Annotated in this window: 18 protein-coding genes; 11 read left to right on the top strand and 7 right to left on the bottom strand. The window is 66.1% G+C overall.

Features of this window, described 5'->3' with window-relative positions:
* Positions 1-1131: OpgD/OpgG family glucan biosynthesis protein (locus AC1DO7_RS25810; protein ID WP_477116712.1), on the bottom strand; the 1131-nt coding region annotated here is incomplete at its 3' end.
* A 311-nt stretch (positions 1132-1442) separates the two neighbouring features.
* Between AC1DO7_RS25810 and AC1DO7_RS25805 the strand changes: the two genes are divergently transcribed.
* Together AC1DO7_RS25805 and AC1DO7_RS25800 are read left to right on the top strand one after the other, a co-directional pair.
* Positions 1443-2417, top strand: a complete 975-nt coding sequence (locus AC1DO7_RS25805; protein ID WP_441621404.1) for a 2-dehydropantoate 2-reductase — start codon at positions 1443-1445, stop codon at positions 2415-2417.
* Between the two features lie 210 nt (positions 2418-2627).
* On the top strand, positions 2628-3347 hold the full coding sequence (locus AC1DO7_RS25800) for a GntR family transcriptional regulator (RefSeq protein WP_441643491.1): 720 nt from the start codon (positions 2628-2630) through the stop codon (positions 3345-3347).
* A gap of 113 nt (positions 3348-3460) precedes the next feature.
* Here AC1DO7_RS25800 and sucD read toward each other — a convergent pair whose 3' ends face one another.
* Entirely contained in the window at positions 3461-4345 is an 885-nt protein-coding gene (gene sucD, locus AC1DO7_RS25795; protein ID WP_477116711.1) for a succinate--CoA ligase subunit alpha, read from the bottom strand.
* A gap of 1 nt (position 4346) precedes the next feature.
* On the bottom strand, positions 4347-5558 hold the full coding sequence (gene sucC, locus AC1DO7_RS25790) for an ADP-forming succinate--CoA ligase subunit beta (protein WP_441621398.1): 1212 nt from the start codon (positions 5556-5558) through the stop codon (positions 4347-4349).
* Positions 5559-6037: 479 nt separating this feature from the next.
* Here sucC and AC1DO7_RS25785 point away from each other — a divergent pair, with 479 nt between their 5' ends.
* From AC1DO7_RS25785 to AC1DO7_RS25770, 4 genes are all read left to right on the top strand, one after another.
* The gene (locus AC1DO7_RS25785) at positions 6038-7792 is read left to right on the top strand and encodes a thiamine pyrophosphate-binding protein (RefSeq protein WP_441621396.1); all 1755 of its coding nucleotides are present in this window, start codon (positions 6038-6040) and stop codon (positions 7790-7792) included.
* Between the two features lie 18 nt (positions 7793-7810).
* A complete protein-coding gene (frc, locus tag AC1DO7_RS25780; protein ID WP_477116710.1) occupies positions 7811-9043 on the top strand; it encodes a formyl-CoA transferase in 1233 nt (410 codons plus the stop codon).
* 118 nt (positions 9044-9161) lie between these two features.
* Positions 9162-11291, top strand: coding sequence for an acetate--CoA ligase family protein (locus AC1DO7_RS25775; protein WP_441621392.1), 2130 nt, complete (start codon positions 9162-9164; stop codon positions 11289-11291).
* 107 nt (positions 11292-11398) lie between these two features.
* The gene (locus AC1DO7_RS25770; protein WP_441621390.1) at positions 11399-12172 is read left to right on the top strand and encodes a fumarylacetoacetate hydrolase family protein; all 774 of its coding nucleotides are present in this window, start codon (positions 11399-11401) and stop codon (positions 12170-12172) included.
* Positions 12173-12227: 55 nt separating this feature from the next.
* On the opposite strand, the gene AC1DO7_RS25765 is transcribed toward AC1DO7_RS25770, so the two are convergent.
* The 3 genes from AC1DO7_RS25765 to AC1DO7_RS25755 all read right to left on the bottom strand — a co-directional run bounded on the left by AC1DO7_RS25765 (position 12228) and on the right by AC1DO7_RS25755 (position 14355).
* Positions 12228-12797 carry a cupin domain-containing protein gene (locus AC1DO7_RS25765; protein ID WP_441621388.1) on the bottom strand — a complete coding sequence of 190 codons (570 nt, stop codon included), beginning with the start codon at positions 12795-12797 and terminating at the stop codon, positions 12228-12230.
* A 148-nt stretch (positions 12798-12945) separates the two neighbouring features.
* Positions 12946-13266: an HAD family hydrolase gene (locus tag AC1DO7_RS25760; protein WP_441621386.1), complete on the bottom strand. Its 321-nt coding sequence runs from the start codon at positions 13264-13266 to the stop codon at positions 12946-12948.
* A gap of 141 nt (positions 13267-13407) precedes the next feature.
* Positions 13408-14355: a LysR family transcriptional regulator gene (locus AC1DO7_RS25755; protein WP_441621384.1), complete on the bottom strand. Its 948-nt coding sequence runs from the start codon at positions 14353-14355 to the stop codon at positions 13408-13410.
* 210 nt (positions 14356-14565) lie between these two features.
* Between AC1DO7_RS25755 and oxlT (AC1DO7_RS25750) the strand changes: the two genes are divergently transcribed.
* The 5 genes from oxlT (AC1DO7_RS25750) (at position 14566) to AC1DO7_RS25730 (ending at position 20445) form a co-directional block, all read left to right on the top strand.
* Complete coding sequence (gene oxlT, locus AC1DO7_RS25750; protein ID WP_441621382.1) at positions 14566-15909, top strand: oxalate/formate MFS antiporter; 1344 nt, start codon at positions 14566-14568, stop codon at positions 15907-15909.
* Positions 15910-15986: 77 nt separating this feature from the next.
* Positions 15987-16898: a LysR family transcriptional regulator gene (locus tag AC1DO7_RS25745; RefSeq protein WP_441621381.1), complete on the top strand. Its 912-nt coding sequence runs from the start codon at positions 15987-15989 to the stop codon at positions 16896-16898.
* A 175-nt stretch (positions 16899-17073) separates the two neighbouring features.
* Complete coding sequence (locus tag AC1DO7_RS25740; RefSeq protein ID WP_441621379.1) at positions 17074-17295, top strand: hypothetical protein; 222 nt, start codon at positions 17074-17076, stop codon at positions 17293-17295.
* Between the two features lie 652 nt (positions 17296-17947).
* Positions 17948-19264 carry an oxalate/formate MFS antiporter gene (gene oxlT, locus AC1DO7_RS25735; RefSeq protein WP_441621377.1) on the top strand — a complete coding sequence of 439 codons (1317 nt, stop codon included), beginning with the start codon at positions 17948-17950 and terminating at the stop codon, positions 19262-19264.
* A gap of 164 nt (positions 19265-19428) precedes the next feature.
* Positions 19429-20445, top strand: a complete 1017-nt coding sequence (locus AC1DO7_RS25730) for a zinc-binding alcohol dehydrogenase family protein (protein WP_441621375.1) — start codon at positions 19429-19431, stop codon at positions 20443-20445.
* A 234-nt stretch (positions 20446-20679) separates the two neighbouring features.
* Here AC1DO7_RS25730 and AC1DO7_RS25725 read toward each other — a convergent pair.
* A partial coding sequence (locus AC1DO7_RS25725) for an alpha/beta fold hydrolase (RefSeq protein WP_477116709.1) occupies positions 20680-21309 on the bottom strand: 630 nt, incomplete at its 5' end.

Raw genomic sequence — 21309 nt, 5'->3', positions numbered from 1 at the left:
GTACAGTTGTACGGCGCCCGCCCCCCAGCCGTCGCGCGGCTCCACCCACAGGCTGGGGCGCCGCTCGTAGTGCACGCCGTCCTGGTAGTGGTCGAAATTGCGGTCGCGCTGCAGCAGGCCGAACCCGCGCGGGTTGTCGTCGCCGAAGCTAGACGCCATGGTGCGCGGCGGATTGTTGAGCGGGCGCCAGATATGCTCGCCGGCGCCGTTCCAGATCGCCAGGCCATCGGAGTCGTGCACCTCGGGGCGCCAGTCCACGGCGGTGCCCTTGCTGGCTTCGGTAAACCAGCACATGGAGGTCAGCGGGGTCAGGCCAAGTCGTGCCACGTCCTTGCGCAGGAACAGCGCGCAGTCGATATCCATCAGTACGCCTTTGCCGCGCTGCATGGCGAAGCGGTAGGCGCCGCACACGCTGGGCCCGTCGAGCAGGGCGTATACCGTCGCGGTGTCCGCATTGCCTGACGGCGGCTCGAAGAAAAAATGCGTAAAGCCGGGGAATTCCTCCGGCTTGCCGGTCTCCGCCACGTCGATGGCGATGCCGCGCGCGGACAGGCCGTACTGGTAAAGCTCGCCAATGGCACGGAAGTACGAAGCGCCCAGGAATGCCACCCAGTCGTTCTTTTTCCAGTCCAGCTTCTTCTGGTCGCCGAGGCGGCTTTCCTGGAGCCGGAAGCCGGCAAAGCCACTGCCGCGCGGCAGCTTGCGCGCGGGACTGTCGGCCGGCATGTCGAAATACGACTCGTCATAGACGATTTCGCGCGCGGCAGGCACGCCCTTGGCGCTGTCGATCACATGCATGCGCACCGGCTGGCGAAAGAAGGTGCCGAGGTGGAAGAACGTGACCGGGAACTGGCCCGGGCCGTCCGCGAACAGGGCGTCATCGGGCTTGAAGCGGATCTTGCCGTGGGCTTCGTAGTCGATCTTGCCAAGGATTTCCGCTGGCGCCGTGGCGGGCGGGGCGTATGGCTTGCCCGCCATGGTGCGGGCACGTTCTATCAAGGTATCGAAGCTGAAGGGGCGGGCGTCGCCCAGCTTGATCCGGCCGGCAGCCAGGACGGAGGGCGTGACCCCGAGGGCCGCGAGCGCGGCGGAAGCGGTGGCGGAAACGAGCAGGCTGCGGCGATTCATCATCGAAGGCGGGTCGTCCTTGGCGCAGTGATACCGAATGGGCAGAACAATGAAAGACGCGGCAAAAAGTGGAAAGTTCGGAAAACGGTATCGGCAAGTGATCCCAGGTCATCGTCTCGTCGTGGATTCTCCGCGGTGATGCGACAAAGATGCGATGAAGTGTAGGCGGTGTGATCCGTGCGGGACGCCTGCATCGCCCGTGCACTGACGATCGCGCTTGGGCAAGCATGCGGATAGAGGTTGACTCTCGCTCTGTGGAATGTAGTATGTGATATATCAAAAGATCCATCCATCAGACAGCAGGAGACGACAGCATGAAAATCTGTATCTATGGCGCCGGCGCGATCGGGGGATACCTTGGGGTGCAGCTTGCACTGGCCGGGGCGGAGGTGAGCCTGGTGGCGCGCGGTGCGCACCTGGCAGCCATGAAGGCAGACGGATTGCGCCTGCAGATCGAAGGCGAGGAGAGGGTGGCACGGGTCCGCTGCACCAGCGACCCGGCCGAACTGGGCCCGCAGGATTACGTGTTCATCACGCTCAAGGCCCACTCGGTGCCAGGCGTGGTCGATCTGATGCAGCCCTTGCTCGGGCCCGGGACCGCGGTGGTGACCGGTGTCAACGGCATACCCTACTGGTATTTCCATCGGCACGGCGGCCCGCTGGCCGGCACGACGCTGGAGAGCGTCGATCCCGGCGCTCGCCAGTGGCGCGGGCTGGGGCCCGAACGTGCCATCGGCTGCGTCCTTTACCCAGCGGCGGAAATCGTCGAGCCCGGCGTGATCCGCCATGTCTATGGCAAGAAATTCCCGCTCGGCGAGCCGGACGGGAACAAGTCGGCGCGGGTGGCGCATCTGAGCGAAATGATGGTGGCCGCCGGCCTGGAGGCGCCCGTGCGCGACAACATTCGCGACGAGATCTGGCTCAAGCTGTGGGGCAACCTGTGCTTCAACCCGATCAGCGCGCTGACCCATGCCACGCTGGATGTCATCACGGCCGACCCCGCCACGCGCGCCTTGTCACGCGCCATGATGCTCGAAGCCCAGGGCATCGCGGAGCGTTTCGGCGTGCATTTCCGTGTCGACGTGGAGCGGCGCATCGATGGGGCGGGCGCGGTGGGCGCGCACAAGACATCGATGCTGCAGGACCTGGAAGCAGGGCGCGCCATGGAAATCGATCCGCTGCTCACGGTGGTGCAGGAAATGGGACGGCTGGTGAGTCAGCCGACACCGATGGTCGACACCGTGCTCGGCCTGATCAAGCAGCGCGAGCGCATGGCGCAGGCGGCCTGAGACGGCTTGTGTGGGATGCGCGGGAGGGCGATGGCGACCATGTGATATACCATATACTCAAAACCACCACCCAAATGTTGCCTGATCTATGCCAATTGTGCATTTTTCTATGCATTCCGCGCATGCCGGGCCGCTTTTGGTAAGCTAGGTGGCTAGCCGCCGGCTGCCCCGCGAGGCAGCCGGGGCGCTGGTATCAATTCGAGCCTATCCATGTCCGCGCAAAGCCAATCCGCTGAACAGCCCACCGGGCTGACCCTCTCTCTCCAGCCCATCAATGCTGGCGCCAGCCTGCGGGACCAGGCCTACGCGATGCTGCGACAGGCCATTTCCGATGCCGACATCTATCAGTCGGATGAAGAGATCCGGCTCGACGAGCGGGTCCTGAGCGAGGCGCTCGGCGTGAGCCGTACCCCGATCCGCGAAGCCATGACGCTGCTGGAGCAGGAGGGATTCCTGCGCACCGTGCCGCGGCGCGGCATCTACATCATGCGCAAGACGAAGCGCGAGATCGTGGAGATGATCCAGGTCTGGGCCGCGCTGGAAAGCATGGCCGCGCGGCTGGCCACGCTGCATGCCAGCGACGAGGAGATCGCCAAGCTGCGGCACATGTTCGACAGCTTCCGCGATGGCACGCCGGCCGAGCATATCGAGGAGTACTCCGACGCCAACATTGCCTTTCACCAGGCCATCGTGCAGTTGTCGAAGTCGCAGATCATCATGGACTCGATCAAGAATATCTTCGTCCATGTGCGGGCCATCCGGAAGATGACGATCTCGCAGAGCGACCGGGCCTCGCGCTCCATCGTCGATCACCTGCGCATCATCGAGGCGCTGGAAAAGCGCGACACGGAGCTGGCCGAGAAACTCGTGCGCCAGCACTCGCTCGACCTCGCGGATTACGTCGAGAAGAACTGCGACTTCCTGGACTGAGACCGGGGGGCTTGCCCCGGGCGGCCAGGCGCGCAGGGCGCCTGCCATGAACGACATGGGCGCGGGAACATCCATCGTTCCGCGCCCACGGCCTTTCGCCAGATGGCGGCGCGCTATCTGGCCAGCGCTTGCGCCATCGTCTTGCCCAGCTCGGCCGGCGAGCGCGCCACGCGGATGCCGGCGGCGCGCATGGCGTCGATCTTGGCCTGCGCCGTGCCCGTGCCTCCCGAGATGATCGCGCCCGCATGTCCCATGCGGCGCCCGGGCGGGGCGGTGGTGCCCGCGATGAACCCCACCACCGGCTTGACGCGGCCACCGCTGCGCGCATCCTGCAGGAAGCGTGCGGCTTCCTCCTCGGCCGAGCCGCCGATCTCGCCGATCATGATGATGCCCTCGGTGTCGTCGTCGGCCAGGAACATCTCCAGGCAGTCGATGAAACTCGYGCCGTTGACGGGATCGCCGCCAATGCCGATGCAGGTGCTCTGCCCCAGGCCGGCGGCGGTGGTCTGCGCGACGGCCTCGTAGGTCAGGGTGCCCGAGCGCGATACCACGCCGATCTTGCCGGCGCGGTGGATATGGCCGGGCATGATGCCGATCTTGCACTGCCCCGGCGTGATCACGCCTGGGCAGTTGGGACCGATCAGGCGGCTGCCCGAGCCCGACAGTGAGCGCTTCACGCGCACCATGTCGATCACCGGGATGCCTTCGGTGATGCAGACGATCAGCCCGATGCCTGCGTCCACCGCTTCGAGGATCGCGTCAGCCGCGAAAGGCGGCGGCACGTAGATGACCGAGGCGTCAGCGCCGGTACGGTCCACTGCGGTGGCCACGGTGTCGAACACGGGCAGCCCGAGATGCGTCTCGCCGCCCTTGCCCGGTGTCACGCCGCCAACCATGCGCGTGCCATAGGCCGCCGCCTGTTCGGAGTGGAAGCTGCCTTGCGCGCCAGTGAAGCCCTGGCAGATCACCTTGGTGTCTCGATGGATCAGGACGGCCATGTCATTTCCTCCCGTTGGCGTGGACGGCCTGTACGGCCTGGACGATTTTCTCCGCCGCGTCGGCGAGATGATCCGCCGACACGATGGGCAGGCCCGAGTCATGCAGGATGGCCTTGCCCAGTTCCACATTGGTGCCTTCGAGCCGCACCACCAGCGGCACCGTCAGGTCGATCTCGCGGGCGGCTGCCACCACGCCTTCGGCGATCACGTCGCAGCGCATGATGCCGCCGAAGATATTGACCAGGATGCCCTCGACCTTGGGGTCGTCGAGGATCAGCCGGAAGGCTGCGGTCACGCGCTCGCGCGTGGCACCCCCGCCCACGTCGAGGAAGTTGGCCGGCTCGCCGCCATAGAGCTTGATGATGTCCATGGTGGCCATGGCCAGCCCGGCGCCGTTGACCATGCAGCCGATATTGCCGTCGAGCTTGACGTAGTTCAGCTCGTGGCGCGCAGCCGCGGCTTCGGCCGGGTCCTCCTCGGTCTCGTCGCGCAGCGCCTCGATATCGGGGTGGCGGTAGAGCGCGTTGTCGTCGAAGTTGAACTTGGCGTCGAGCGCGATCACGTCGCCAGCACGTGTGACCACCAGCGGGTTGATCTCCACCACCGAGGCATCGAGTTCGACGAAGGCGCGGTAGGCCGCCAGGATGAAGCGCGAGGCCGCGCTCACCTGCTTGCCGGACAGGCCCAGGCCAAACGCCAGGCGGCGGGCATGGAAGGGCTGGATGCCGGCGGCCGGATCGATCGCCACCTTGAGGATCCTCTCGGGCGTGCGCTCGGCCACTTCCTCGATCTCCATGCCACCCTCGGTGGAGGCCATCACCGTCACGCGGGATGTGGCGCGGTCGATCAGCATGCCCAGGTACAGCGCGCGGGCGATTTCGCAGCCTTCTTCTACATACAGGCGGCGCACCTCGCGCCCGGCTTCGCCGGTCTGCCTGGTGACCAGCACGGCGCCGAGCATCTGCCCGGCCTGCGCCCGCACCGCGTCGACCGACTTGACCACGCGCACGCCGCCCTTGCCGCCGGGATCGTTGCGGAAGTGGCCGGCACCGCGCCCGCCAGCGTGGATCTGGGATTTCACTACCCAGACCGAGCCGCCGAGCTTGCGCGCGGCGCTGGCGGCTTCCTCCGGGGTAAAGGCAACCGCTCCGCGCGGCACGGCCACGTCGAACCGCCGCAGCAGTTCCTTGGCCTGATATTCGTGGATGTTCACAGGTCTCCTCGCTCTGGTTGGGGCGCGAACCGGCGCGGCGCGAGATTGGCTCGCGACGCGATCGCGCTGTGAAATATGGTATGTAATATATCAAAGAGAAACAAGGAAAAGCCTGTCGATGGCGACAACCAACCGGGCGGCAAAACTGGCGGGCCGCGGCTCGTGAGAAACCGGAATCAATCCACGTAGATTCAGCAATTCAGTTCATTTGTGCGCTATTGCCGTCCAAATGCTGCGGCGCGTCGTCGAAATCGAAGGTGTGTCCACCAAATTTCTCTTGAGCTTCGTTGATATATCACATACCGTATGTCATCAAGATCCGACGAAAAGGATCGAGCGCATCGCAGGCCGGGAGCACAACGCCCGGCCAGGCAGAGGCAGCAAGGCGGTAACAGGCGAGAGGGTGTCGTGACAGGGCGCAGCCGGCAGGCGTCCCGCGTCACAGCCAGTCGCATTCAAGTCAACGAGGAGACCAAGACATGTCTGCAGTCGTATCCACGCGGCCCGAGACCACCACGGCCGAAGACACCCTGAAGCAGAAGACCCGCGACGCCGGCGTGATTTCCGGCGGTCACCTGGTGGCGCGGGCACTGAAGAACGAAGGCGTCGACACGATCTTCACCTTGTGCGGCGGCCACATCATCGATATCTATGACGGCTGCGTGGACGAAGGCATCCGCATCATCGACGTGCGCCACGAACAGGTGGCCGCGCATGCCGCCGACGGCTATGCGCGCCAGACCGGCAAGCTGGGCTGCGTGGTGACTACCGCGGGCCCGGGCTGCACCAACGCCGTAACCGGCGTGGCCACGGCGTTCCGCTCGGAGAGCCCGATCATCCATATCGGCGGGCAGGGCGCCTTGTCGCAGCACAAGATGGGCTCGCTGCAAGACTTGCCCCATGTGGACATGATGGCGCCGATCACCAAGTTCGCCGCCTCCATCCCGAGCACGGAGCGCGTGGCGGACATGATCTCCATGGCCGCGCGCGAATGCTTCAACGGCGCGCCGGGGCCGGCCTACCTGGAAATCCCGCGCGACGTGCTGGACCGTGAAGTCGACCTGGCGCGCGCCGTGATCCCGCGGCCGGGCCACTATCGCGCCTCCACGAAGTCGATCGGCGACCCAAGGGACATCGAGCGGCTGGCCGACATCCTGGTGAACGCGGAGCGTCCTGCGATCCTCTACGGCCAGCAGGTCTGGACCGCGCGCGGCCACGAGGAAGCGATCGCGCTGCTCAAGGGCCTGGATATCCCCGGCTATTTCAACGGCGCCAGCCGGGGCCTGCTGCCACCGGGCGATCCGCACCACTTCGACCGCACGCGCACGCAGGCTTTCGCCAATGCGGACGTGCTCATCATCGTGGGCACGCCGTTCGACTTCCGCATGGGCTACGGCAAGCGCATCAGCCGCGAGCTGACGCTGGTGCAGATCGACATGGACTACCGCACGGTGGGCAAGAACCGAGAGATCGACCTCGGCCTGGTGGGCGACCCCGGCGCCATCCTCGGCGCAGTGCTGCAGGCCGCCAGCGGGCGCATCAAGAACGACAAGCGCCAGGCTCGCCAGAAATGGATGGGCCAGCTGACCGAAGCCGAGGCCGTGGCTACCGAGAAGCTGATGCCGCTGTTCCGCTCGGAGAACTCGCCGATCCATCCCTATCGCGTGGCCTATGAACTGAACGAGTTCCTGTCCGACGACACTGTCTATATCGGTGACGGTGGCGACGTGGTGACCATCTCCGCGCAGGCAGTGCGCCCGCGCCGGCCCGGCCAGTGGATGGATCCCGGCGCGCTCGGTTCGCTCGGCGTGGGCACCGGATTCGCCATCGCCGCGGGGCTGGCCAACCCCAGCAAGGAGATCCTCTGCTTCTACGGCGATGGCTCCTTCGGCATGACTGCATTCGACATGGAGACCGCCAACCGCTTCGGTGTGCCCTACCTGGCGGTGATCGGCAACAACTCGGCGATGAACCAGATCCGCTACGGCCAGCTGGCCAAGTACGGCGAAGAGCGCGGCAACGTGGGCAACCTGCTGTCGGACGTGCCGTTCTCGAAGTTCGCCGAGATGCTGGGCGGCTACGGCGAGGAAGTGCGGGAGGCCAGCGCCATTGCAGGCGCGCTGCAACGCGGGCGCGAGGCGGTGCAGCGCACCGGCAAGTCCGCCGTGATCAATATCTGGGTGGACCCGCGCGAGTACGCGCCGGGCACCAAGAACCAGACCATGTACAAGTAACCAGGCGGCGAGGAGACAATGATGGACAAGGCACTGGACGGTGTGCGGATCCTGGACATGACGCATGTGCAGGCCGGCCCTTCGGCCACCCAGCTGATGGCGTGGCTGGGGGCCGATGTGATCAAGGTGGAGTTGCCCGGGCGCGGCGACATCACGCGCAGCCAGCTGCGCGATGTGCCCAATGCGGACAGCTTGTACTTCACCATGCTCAATTCCAACAAGCGCAGCCTGACGCTGAATATGAAGACGCCGGAAGGCAAGGCGTTGCTGGAGGACCTGGTGCAGCGCTGCGACGTGCTGGTGGAAAATTTCGGCCCCGGCGTGCTGGACCGCGCGGGCTTCGACTGGGACCGCCTGCAGACGCTCAACCCGCGCCTGATCTACGCTTCGATCAAGGGCTTCGGGCCGGGGCCATACGCTGACTGCAAGGCCTACGAGAACGTGGCGCAATGCATGGGCGGTTCGGCCAGCACCACCGGCGCCGCGGAAGGCGCGCCGACGGTGACCGGTGCCCAGATCGGCGATTCCGGCACCGGCATCCACTGCGTGGTCGGCATCCTGGCGGCATTGCTGCAGCGCGAGCATTCGGGGCGCGGCCAGCGCGTGGAAGTGGCGATGCAGGATTCGGTGCTCAACCTGTGCCGGGTCAAGCTGCGCGACCAGCAGCGCCTGGCCGCCGGGCCGATGCGCGAGTATCCAAACCAGGAGTTCGGTGACTTCGTGCCGCGCGCGGGCAATGCGTCGGGTGGCGGGCAGCCGGGCGCGGCCTTGCGTTGCGCGCCGGGCGGCGCCAACGATTACGTCTACGTGATCGTGCAGCCGCAAGGCTGGGAGCCGCTGATGCGCCTGTGCGGCCGCGAAGATCTCATCACGCACGCGCAGTTCGCCACGCCGGAGGCCCGCCTCAAATGCCTGGACGAATGCTTCTCCATCATCGAGAAATGGACGCGCACGCGTACCAAGTTCGAAGTGATGGACGCGCTCAATGAGCTCGACGTGCCGTGCGGGCCGATCCTTTCGATGAAGGATCTGATCGAGGACAAGTCGATGTACGAGCGCGGCTACCTGGTCGAGCYGGACCACCCGGAGCGCGGCCAGTACGTGCAGCTCGGCTGCCCCATCACGCTGTCGGCCTCGCCCGTCACGGTGGAGCGCTCGCCCTTGCTGGGCGAGCACACCGAGGAGATCCTCGACTGGCTGGGCCGCACGCCCACGCAGATCGAAGCCCTGCGCGCAGCCGGCGCGGTCTGAGCAGACGAGTCTCGGTTACTTCCCCGCAGTAGATCCGCAAGCCGCCCGCCCTCGCGTCGACCGCGAGGGCGCGGGGCGGTGCATCCCGATGCAAACCATGAACAGTTGGAGACCTGACATGGCACACGACAAAGACGCGGTGCGGAAGATTCTCGCCGCTGTGAAACAAGAGGGGCGTGACGCATTGACGGCGCCTGAAGGCAAGCTGGTGTGCGACGCCTATGGCATTGCCGTGCCCGGCGAAGGCGTGGCGAAGACACCCACCGGCGCGGTGGAGCTGGCGGCGAAGATGGGCTATCCGGTGGTGCTGAAGATCGTCTCGCCGGACATCCTGCACAAGACCGAGGCGGGCGGCGTGCTGGTCGGCCTGAAGGATGCCGCCGAAGTCGAGAACGGCTACCTGCGCATTGTCGAGAACGCGCACAAGTACAACGCGCAGGCCAATATCGTGGGCGTACAGGTGCAGCAGATGATCACCGGCGGGCAGGAGGTCATCATCGGCGCCGTCACCGATCCTTCCTTCGGCAAGCTGGTGGCCTTCGGCCTGGGCGGCGTGCTGGTGGAGGTGCTCAAGGACATCACCTTCCGCCTGGCGCCGGCCAGCGAGGAAGAAGCGTTGTCGATGCTTGACGGCATCGCCGCGGCCGAGGTGCTCAGAGGCGTGCGCGGCGCCGAGCCGGCCAACCGCGAGGCGCTGGCCGGCATGATCCGGCGTGTGTCCGAGCTGGTGAACGATTTCCCCGAGATCGCCGAACTCGACCTCAACCCGGTGTTCGCCAGCAAGGACGGCGCCATCGCCGCCGACGTGCGCATCGTGGTCGATTTCGCGCCGCAGCCGCAACGCTACCGGCCGGGCCAGGACGAGATCGTGCAGCAGATGAACCGGATCATGCGGCCCGATGCCGTGGCGGTGATCGGTGCCTCCGCCGAGGACGGCAAGATTGGCAACTCGGTGATGAAGAACCTGATCAACGGCGGCTACCAGGGCAAGATCTACCCGATCCATCCCAAGGGCGGCGAGATCATGGGCATGACCGCCTACAAGAGCGTGCTCGATGTGCCGGGCGAGGTGGACGTGGCGGTGTTCGCCATTCCCGCCAAGCTGGTGGCAGGCGCGCTTGAGGAAGTGGGCCGCAAGCAGATCCCCGGCGCGGTGCTGATTCCGTCCGGCTTTGCCGAGACCGGCAACGTGGACGGCCAGGAAGAGATCGTGGCCATTGCGCGCAAGCACGGCATCCGCCTGATGGGGCCCAATATCTACGGCTTCTACTACACGCCGAAGAATCTCTGCGCGACCTTCTGCACGCCATACGACGTCAAGGGCAAGGCGGCGCTGTCGTCGCAGTCGGGCGGCATCGGCATGGCCATCATCGGCTTCTCGCGCTCGGCCAAGATGGGCGTGTCCGCCATCGTCGGACTGGGCAACAAGTCCGATATCGACGAAGACGACCTGCTGACCTTCTTCGAGCAGGACGAGCACACCGAGATCATCGCCCAGCATTGCGAGGACCTGAAGGACGGCCGCGCCTTCGCCGAGGCCGCGCGCCGGGTCTCGAGGAAAAAGCCGGTGGTGGTGCTCAAGGCCGGGCGCACCAGCCTGGGCGCGCGCGCCGCCAGCTCGCACACCGGCGCCCTGGCCGGCAACGACAAGATCTACGAGGACGTGTTCAAGCAGTGCGGCGTGATTCGCGCCCGCTCGCTGCGCGATCTGCTGGAGTACGCGCGCGGCATTCCCAAGCTGCCCGTGCCCAAGGGCGAGAACGTGGTGATCATCACGGGCGCCGGCGGCTCCGGCGTGCTGTTGTCGGATGCCTGCGTGGACAACAACTTGTCCCTGATGACCATGCCGGACGACCTCGACGCGGCGTTCCGCAAGTTCATCCCGCCGTTCGGCGCGGCCGGCAACCCGGTCGACATCACCGGCGGCGAGCCGCCTTCCACCTACAAGAACACGCTGCGCCTGGGCATGGAAGACCCGCGCATCCACGCCATCATCCTCGGCTACTGGCACACCATCATCACGCCGCCGATGGTGTTCGCCAAGCTGGTGGTGGAGGTGAAGCAAGAGATGGCGGCGCGCGGCATCGAGAAGCCCATCGTGGCCTCGCTGGCCGGCGACGTGCAGGTGGAGGAGGCCGCAGAGTACCTGTACGAACACGGCGTGCCAGCCTATGCCTACTCGACCGAGATCCCCGTTGCGGTGCTGGGCGCCAAATACAAGTGGGCGCGCGGGGCGGGGAAGATCTGAATCATCGACCCAGGGGAGAGGGGCGCGCGCCGAGCGGGCCCTGACGACGACAACGCGGCACAAAGGCGGGCAGCGGCGGGGAGCCGCGCCCGCCGGAGGAGTTTTCCGTGCAGACTTGGATCCGCTTCCAGACAGGCGATGGCGAGACCGGCTTCGGACGCATCGAGGGCGATCGCGTGGCCGAATACGATGGCCCCGGCTTTGCGAACCCGCGCCCCACCGGCGCCATGCTGGCGCGCGAAGGCCTGCGCCTGCTCAGCCCGTGCGAGCCGGGCAAGGTGGTGGCGCTGTGGAACAACTTCCACGCATTGGCGCGCAAGCTGGACAAGCCCGTGCCAGGGCACCCGCTGTTCCTGATCAAGCCGGCAAGTTCGCTGGCCGGTCCTGGCGACGCCATCCTGCGGCCGCGCAGCTACGCGGGCAAGATCGTGTACGAAGGCGAACTCGGCATCGTGATCGGCCGGCGCTGCCGCAACGTGGCGCCGGAAGAGGCCGCGACGCATATCTTCGGCTATACCGTGGTCAACGATGTCACCGCGGCGGAGCTGATCGGCGCAGACCCGAATTTCCCGCAGTGGTGCCGCGCCAAGGGTTTCGATACCTTTGGCTGCATCGGCCCGGCCATCGTCACGGAACTGGACTGGCGCGCGGCGCGCGTGATCACGCGGCTGGACGGGGCGGAGCGGCAGAACTATCCGCTTTCCGACCTGGTCTTCTCGCCGGAGCAGCAGGTCAGCCTGATTTCGCAGGACCTTACGCTCATGCCCGGCGACGTGATTGCCTGCGGCACCTCGCTCGGCGTAGGTTCGATGAAGGACGGGGCCGTGGTCGAGGTCAGCATCGACGGCATCGGCGCGCTGGTCAACCACATGCGCGGCTAGGCCGGTGGCCCGCCGGGCCGCGGCGTGGCTGTGCGCGCGCCCGGCTCCGGCATGCCTACAGTGGCAGGCTCATCAGCAGTGTCAGCGCGGAAGTATCGCGCAGGCCTGCCCGCGCGGGCAGGCGGCGCAGCCTGGCCAGCACCGTGCCGCATGCCTCGCCGAGGTGGTTGGTGACGTTCAGGCGCGCCAGCACGCGCGTGGCCAGGCGCAGCGTGACGGGCACTTGCCGGCGGCAGAACGCCACTTTGCGCACATAGCCGTCCACCTCCCACAGCCACGTGGTATTGGCGGGGAAATAGGCAATGTCGCCAGGCTGCAGCATATGGACGCGCCCGCCCGGGCTGGTCACCTTGACCTTGCCCTCCAGGATCAGCACGGTTTCCTCCCAGCCGTAGTGCCACTGAAAGGCGCCGCCGGTGCATTCCCAGAGGCTGGTGCTGGCCATGCCGTCGATCGAGCGCGAGTGCGTGGCGGCACGCGACTGCGGCTCGCCGGCACGGATCCAGGCGGCCTCGATGGGGCAGGTCTGCAGCGGCAGGTCGCGCGTACTGGCGAAGGCGCCTTCGCGGCGTTCCGCGAGCGTGGCAGGCGCACCGCTTCCGCGTACCGAATGCGAGGGCTCCATGGCCGCCTCCCATTGTTTCGACAGGTAGGTCGACATTAGCGGGCCACGCACGCAGGCTAAGTGCGCCAGCGCACTATCGGAGCGATTCGGGGGGGCGGTGCCAGGGGGGAGCGAAGCGCCGGCGGGCGGCGCTTCGCGGTGGCCCGGCTCAGTTGGCCTGGCTCGCCATGGCGCGCAGGTAGTCGCATTTCTTGTCGAAGATCAGCCGGCTGAGGAATTCGGCATCGTAGGCCTTGAGCAGGTGCGCATGGTATTGCTCGATATAGCGCGCAATGCGGCTTTGCTCGCATTCGATGCCGCACAGCCAGGCGAACATCTCGCGGTCCCAGCGAAAGCGCAGGCCCAGTTCGGTGAAGGCTGCGTTGTAGGCGGCTAGCTGTCGCTCGTCGAGCGTACTGTCGACCGCGCGGGGCGCGATGGCGGCGTCGGCATGGATGGCGGCGGGGGCTGCGGACTGGATCTGGTTCATGATCGGACTCCTTCGGGCGCTTTGCAGGGGTTGGCCTGAGTCGAAGCTTAGGGTTGTCGATCAATTAACGATAATTAAAGTTAGATCATGAAATCATAATGAATCGTTTATGGATTCGGGATCGATCCGCGCGTCTGTCCACTACGGCTGACGCTGTGGCCTGATCAGCTTCTCCACGCCGGTGATGCGCTGGATCAGGCTGGCGCCTTCTTCCATCAGGAAATGCTTGAAGGCGAGCGCGACCGGCGGCAGGCGCTTGTTCTTGCGGTGTACCACGTACCAGTTGAGCATCACCGGGAAGCCTTCGATATCGAGCACGGCCAGGTTGCCGGTCTGCAGTTCGAGCCCGACGGTGTGGGCGGACAGGAAGGCGATGCCCATGTTCGCGATCACGGCCTGCTTGATGGTTTCGGTGCTCTTGATCTCCATGGCGATGCGCAGGTTGGACAGGCGCCCGGCAAAGCCTTCCTGCATGGAGTTCCAGGTGTCCGAGCCCTTCTCGCGTGCGACGAAGGCCTCGTCGGCCAGTGCCGCCAGCGGGATGTTGCGCTCGCTCACCAGTCGGTGGTTGGGCGCGGCGACGATCACGTAGGGATGGGGCGCGAACGGTTCGCTGATGGTATCCATGCCCTCGGGCGGCCTCACCATCACGGCAAGGTCGGTGAGGTTGCCGGCAAGCTGGTGCAGCAATTCTTCGCGGTTGTGCACCGCAAGATTCAGCGTGACGCCGTCATGGCGCTGCATGAACTGCGCAAGCAGGCGGGGGAAGAAATAGTCGCCTGCGCTGATGACGGCGACGTTGAGCCGTCCGCCGGAGATGCCCTTGAGTTGCGACATGGCATCTTCCGCTTCGCGGAATTGCTGCATGATGCTGCGGCTGTAATTCAGCATCTCGATGCCGGCTGGCGTGAGATAGATCTTCTTGCCCAGCTGCTCGAACAGCGGCAGGCCGACATGCCCCTCCAGCTGCCGCACTTGCGTGGATACGGCGGGCTGGGTCAGGTGCAGCTCCTCGGCGGCGCGCGAGAAGCTCAGGTGCCGGGCAACCGTCTCGAAAACCTTCAGCTGGCGCAGCGTCGCGTTCTTCATGCACTGTTCCGCCCGATGTATAAGGGATCGTTAATGATAATAATAAAAAACTTTATGCTGTGTCGAACTTAGTTTGACCTAGCATCAGTCCACGGATGCACGTGCCGCAATGTCAGGCGCGCTCAATCAGTAGTGACCAAGGGCTCCCCCTAGCAGAGAAGCCTTCCCTTCGCGCCGCAGAGCGCGACAGCACTATGCAGGAGACACGACATGACGCACGACACGACGGCGGCCTCCGCCCACGGCCGCTCCGGCTGGCTTCGCAATCGCTGGTTCCAGTTGGCGATCGGCGTGGTCTGCATGGGGCTGGTGGCCAATCTCCAGTATGGCTGGACACTCTTTGTCGGGCCGATGAACGCCAAGCATCATTGGGGTGAGTCGGCGATCCAGATAGCATTCTCCATTTTCATCGTGACGGAAACCTGGCTGGTCCCGCTGGAAGGCTGGCTGGTCGACAAGCTGGGACCGCGCCCGGTGGTGGCTTGCGGCGCGGTGTGCGCGGGACTGGCATGGGTCATCAATGCCTATGCCACCAGCCTGCCGCAGCTTTACCTGGCGGCAGTGATCGCGGGCATCGGCGCGGGCGGGGTCTACGGCACCTGCGTGGGCAACGCGCTCAAGTGGTTCCCGGACAAGCGCGGCCTTGCCGCCGGCCTGACCGCGGCCGGCTTCGGGGCGGGCTCCGCGCTCACGGTGATTCCCATCGCCAACATGATCCAGCGCTCGGGCTACGAGCATGCCTTCATCACGTTCGGGATCCTGCAGGGTGTCTGCATCCTGCTGATGGCCTTGCTCCTGGTCAAGCCGCGCCCGCCAGCAGGCGCCGTGGCGGCCAGGGCGGTGCTGACCAACCCGATCGAGTTCACGCCGGGGCGCATGGTCAGGACGCCGGTGTTCTGGGTCATCTATGCCTCGTTCGTGGCGGTGGCCGCGGGCGGCATCATGGCCACCGCGCAACTGGGTCCCATCGCGCGCGATTTCGGTTTCGCCTCGATGCCCGTGACGATGCTGGGCTTCACGCTGCCGCTGCTGACCATGACGCTGTCGATCGACAACCTCTGCAACGGGCTGACCCGGCCGCTGTGCGGCTTTATCTCCGATCGGATCGGGCGGGAGAACACCATGTTCTTCATTTTCATCGGCGAGGGGCTGTCGCTGCTCGGGCTGATGCAGTTCGGCCATAACCCGTACTGGTTCATGACGTTCGCCGCGCTGACCTTCCTGTTCTGGGGCGAGATCTTCTCGATCTTCCCGGCGCTRTGCGCCGATACCTTCGGCAGCAAGTTCGCGGCGGCCAATGCCGGCACGCTCTACACCGCAAAGGGCACGGCAGCGATGCTGGTGCCGCTGGCCTCGGTGCTGTCGGCGCGCGGCGGATGGGATGCCGTCTTCACGGTGGCTGCGCTCGTGACCATTGCCGCGGGGCTGTCCGCCAAATTCATACTCGCGCCGATGCGCAGGCGCTTTATCACGGGTCATGCTGGCGATACGGTGCCGGTGGGCGCCGACAGCGCGGCCTGTCTCGCGGGGTTGTCGCCCCGCAAGAGCGAGTAGGGCGCCGTTTCCGGAGAATCGCTGACGCACCAGCCCGGCCCCGGTGGCCGGGCATCGCGCATATAGAAGGGGGCATCATGAATATCTCGCTTCCGCAGCTCAAGGCGTTTGCCGCCGTAGCCCGCCAGAAAAGCTTCACCCGCGCCGCGGCCGAACTCGGGCTCACGCAGTCGGCCATTAGCCGCAGCGTGCGAGAGCTCGAAGACGAGATCGACCAGCGCCTGTTCGACCGCACCACGCGGCAGGTGGAACTGACCGACGCCGGAGAGCATTTGTCGCAGCGCATCTGCCACCTGATCGAGGAGGTCGAGCAGACGCTGCGGGAAAGCCAGGGCACTGGYAGGCCATGCCAGGGCCTGGTGCAGATCGCCTCCGATCCGGTGCTGTCGTCGATGTCGGTGCCGGGCTGGCTGGCGGGCTGCCGCACGGCCTGGCCCGGCATCGGCATCTGCCTGAAGGACCGTTCGCACGACGGCGTGTTGCAAGGCGTGCGTAGCGGCGAGGTGGATTTCGGCATCGCCACCAATCCCGAGGCAGGCGACGATCTCTATTGCGAGGCGCTCTGCGCCGATCCTTTCCATGCCGTGCTGCCGTCCCAGCATCCGCTTGCCGCGCGCGAAGCGATAGGGTGGGGCGATCTCAACGATGCGAACGTGCTGATGCTGGACCAGAGTTCGGGCATCCAGCCGGCGGTGGAGCAGGCCTTCGGCGTGTATCACGTGCGCGCGGGATCGCTGCAGGTGCTCGGCCATTTCGCCGCGATCTTCGGCATGGTGGCGCTGGGACTGGGCATCGGCATCGTACCGTCGCGCGCGCACTCGGCTGGCCTGAGCCCGGCCACGGTGATGCGGCCGTTGCGGCCCCAGGTAACGTCCTCGGTGATGCTGGTGCGGCGCAAGAGCCGGTCGCTCAAGCCGAACGCAGCCGCCATCTGGGATGCGCTGCGCGGCATGGAGTACGAACAGGCGCGGATGGCCCGGGTCGGGTAAGGCGCGGCGGGCCGGTTGCATGCGGGCCGCGCTCGCAAGGGCGCGGCCGACTGCCCGCGGCGGTGTCGCGTAGTTACAAAACTCGACGTGATATATTACATACAGGATATTTACACATAGTGCGATGCAGCATATAATGAAAACTCCTACTCACCATCCATACCGGAGTTTTCTGATGGACAGCGTTCTTCTTCTCGGCCTCGCTCTTGGTTTGCTCACCCTTGGCGTCGGCGTCACCTTCCTGATCGCCACTCGCGTGCCAACCGCCGTGCTGGTGCGCGCGCAGGAGCACGGCCGCTTTGCCGGACTTGGCGCGTCGCAGGAAAAGGCTGGCATTGGCCGCCCGCGTGCCGCTGCCACCGGCATTGGCGCGGAACCGCAACTGGCCCGTGCGTGAGGCTGCCGGCGGGGCAGGGCGGCGGGCCGTTCGGCCTGCGGCCCGAGCCCGCATGGCATCCTCGCCGATGATTGCCAACAGGCCCTCCTGGCCGCTGCATGCTGCGATCCTGTGCAGTATTCCGGGCCAGATGCACGCCGCCCCGATCACATCTCCCTCCCGTACATTGAGAACATCCGGCGCCCTCCTTGCCTGACTTGTTCTAGGGACTTTCCCGGATACCCGGCGACTGCGCCCATCCGCGCCCCTTCCCCCCGCCTTTCCTCGCCTCGCGCCAGGCGCTGCTCCCCCCGTTCCATTGATGCGCCGCGATGACCTAAGTCATTGATCCGTCAGCACCATCGTGCCTGTCGCGCGGCGGCGTTGATGCGTGTCGCGCACCAGTGGGCTTGGCCGCGGGTTTGGGCGCTGCCGGGGCGCATTCGCGACCGTTTTCGGGCCGCCGCCGGGTGGCTGAAAAGCATCTTGACTATATTGATATATCACATACTGTATAGCACTGAAACGACCCCAGGCAGCCGGGAAGCCGCGCCAGAGAAGGGCTCCGGAAAGGAGCGCCCGGACATGGCAGCCGTGAGCGCATCCCGCAAGAGGTGTCAAAAGACATCCTTCCCAAAACAAGGCGGCATGTCCCGCCACCAGGAGGCACACCATGGAACATCAGCAAAACGCGCCCGAGTCACGCTTTGCCTCACCTTGGGTACAGCTTTGTTTTGGCGTGATCTGCATGGCGATGATCGCCAACATGCAGTACGGCTGGACCCTCTTCGTCAATCCGATCGACGACAAGTACCACTGGGGACGTACTGCGATCCAGGTCGCCTTCACGATCTTCGTGGTGACCGAGACCTGGCTGGTGCCGATCGAAGGCTACCTGGTCGACAAATACGGTCCGCGCCCCGTGGTGGTGGGCGGCGGCCTGCTGTGCGCGGTGGCGTGGGCGCTGAATTCAGTCGCTTCGTCGCTGCCGATGCTCTACTTCGCCGCCGCGGTCGGCGGGGTCGGCGCGGGCGCGGTATACGGCACCTGCGTCGGCAATGCGCTCAAGTGGTTTCCCAACCGCCGCGGACTGGCAGCGGGTATTACCGCCGCGGGTTTCGGCGCGGGCTCGGCGCTCACGGTTGTGCCGATCGCCAACATGATCAAGACCAGCGGGTACGAAGCCACCTTCCTGTGGTTCGGACTGGGCCAGGGGCTGATCGTGTTCTTCCTGGGCATGGCCCTCTATCCGCCTTCGGCCAAGGTACTCAGCCAGGTCAAGGACGCAGTCAAGACCGCGACCTATAACGCCTCGCCGCGCCAGGTGCTGTCGTCGCCCATCTTCTGGGTCATGTACGCCATGTTCGTGATGATGGCGGCCGGCGGCCTGATGGCTACGGCGCAGCTCGGGCCCATCGCCAAGGATTTCGGCCTCGACGGCATGCCCGTCTCGTTGCTCGGCCTGACGCTGCCGGCGCTGACCTTCGCGCTCACCATCGACCGCGTGCTCAATGGCCTGACCCGGCCTTTCTTCGGCTGGATCTCGGACAATATCGGTCGTGAGAACACCATGTTCCTGGCCTTCGCGATCGAGGCGGTCGGCATCCTGCTGCTGGCCAGGTACGGGCAGAACCCGGTTGCGTTCGTGGTGCTGACGGGCGTCGTGTTCTTCGCCTGGGGCGAGATCTACAGTCTGTTCCCGGCTACCTGCGGCGACACCTTCGGCCCCAGGTTCGCCGCGACCAATGCCGGCCTGCTATATACGGCGAAGGGCACCGCGGCGCTGCTGGTGCCGTTCTCCAGCGTGATCACCGCCGCCACCGGCGACTGGCACGCCGTGTTCATGCTGGCTTCGGGCATGGCCGGGCTGTCCGCGCTGCTCGCCATGTTCGTGCTCAAGCCGATGCGCGAGGCCCATGCCAGGAAGTACGTGCATGCCAATACCACTGCGCCGATGGGCTACCGGGCTGTGCCGGAAGACCTCACCTGAGCGTGAGCTGCGCCGGAACCTGAAGCCTGGCAAGGACTTTCCTGATTTCGCGGAAAGTCCTTGTTGTATTTTCCGGCTAATCAATGCAGATGATCGGGGCTACCCTGTGCCCATGGCGCATCGATGTGTTCGTCAGCGCCGAACCTGCATGAAGGAGCCCGAAAATGAAAGCTGTTGGCCTGACGCGTTACCTGCCCATCGACAACCCTGAGTCCCTGGTGGACATCGATATCGCCACCCCCGTGCCGGAAGGCCGCGACCTGCTGGTCAAGATCGCGGCCATCGCGGTCAACCCGGTCGACACCAAGGTGCGGGCCCCCAAGGACAAGGTCGAGCCGCAAGCGCGCGTGCTTGGCTGGGACGCCGCCGGCACGGTCGCCGCGGTCGGGCCGGAAGTGACCTTGTTCAAGGCGGGCGACCCGGTCTTCTACGCCGGCAGCATCACGCGCCCCGGTACCAACAGCGAATTCCACCTGGTCGATGAGCGTATCGTCGGGCACAAGCCGGCTTCGCTCGACTTTGCCCACGCCGCGGCCCTGCCGCTGACGGCCATCACGGCCTGGGAGGCGCTGTTCGACCGGCTGGGCGTGTCGCCGCAGGGCGGGCATGCCGGGCGCTCGGTGCTGATCATCGGCGGGGCAGGGGGCGTGGGTTCCATCGGCATCCAGCTGGCCAAGACCCTGGCGGGCCTGACTGTCATCGCCACCGCGTCGCGTCCCGAATCGGCGGCCTGGTGCCGCAAGCTCGGCGCCGACCACACCATCGACCATCGCGGCGACATGGCCGGGCAATTGCGCGGCCTGGGCTTTGCCGACGTCGACTACATCCTCTGCTTCAACGACACTGATCGCCATTTCCCGGCGATGGCTACCGTGATCGCGCCCCAGGGCAAGATCTGCTCGATCGTGGAGAATGCCAGCGCGCTGCCGGTCGGCGACCTGAAGAGCAAGAGCGCGACCTTCGTCTGGGAGTTCATGTTCACCCGCTCGATGTTCGGCACGCCGGACATGATCGAGCAGCATCGCCTGCTCAATGAAGTGGCGCGCCTGATCGACGCCGGGCGTCTGCAGACCACGCTGGGGGAAAACCTCGGGCGCATCGATGCGGCAAACCTGCGGCGCGCGCATGCCATGCTCGAGGGCGGTCAGACGATCGGAAAGCTGGTGCTGGAAGGGTTTTGAGGCGGGCAGGCGGGCCTTGGCCCGTCTGCGTGATGCCGCCTCGCATCCTGTTGTGCGGGGCGCTAACGGAATGATATGCAATTAACGGCCAGACGTTCCGACCATCCTTCCGCTCGGGGTACGTGGCAATGCCACGCACCCCGTCTTGCCTGGCAAGGTCTGGAGGCGTGTGCCGCGGCTGGCCCCCGGTGCAGGCGACAATGACCGGGAGGCAGCATCAGCATCGGAACCGTACTAGGCGTGAGCCTCGGCAGGGGCGGCGCGGGATGGGGCGACAGGGCGCGCCGGGGCACCGGCACTGCTCACAAACGCCACCGCGCGCGCAATCACTGCCGCATCCTGCAGCACGCGCCGGTGTCCAAGCCCGTCGGTCGTCATCAGGCTTGCGCCCGGCCAGGCGCCGGCGATGGCTGCGCCGTTTTCCCAGTCGACTTCCTTGTCTTGCCGGTCATGGATGACCAGCGCCGGCGGTACCGGCCGCGTATGCCCGAGCGCGGGCACGTTGAAGGCCGACCAGGGCATGCCCAGCCAGCGCTCGCTGTTCTGCTGCATGCGGTCCAGCACCTGCGGGGCGATGCCAAGCCGCCAGGCGAGCGCGGCCGCGGCGCTGCGCATGTCGGCCGGCGGACCGATCATCACGGCGGCCTCGAGGTGGAGGCCTTCGCGCACGGCCAGCGCCAGCGCGGCGCTGCCGAGCGAGTGCGCAATGGCTGCATGGATGGGGCCGGCATGCCAGGCCGTGGCCAGCAAGGCGCGCGACATTTCCACCACCGAACTTTGCGCGGGACCACGCGCACCCGCATCGGAGGCGCCGTGGGAAAGGGCATCGAAAGCCACCACGCGCATGCCCGCGGCCAGCAGGGG

This window comes from Cupriavidus sp. 05N40 (assembly GCF_056397305.1).
The sequence above is the reverse complement of the archived record's forward strand: the minus strand, read 5'-3'. Positions and strand labels throughout refer to the sequence as shown.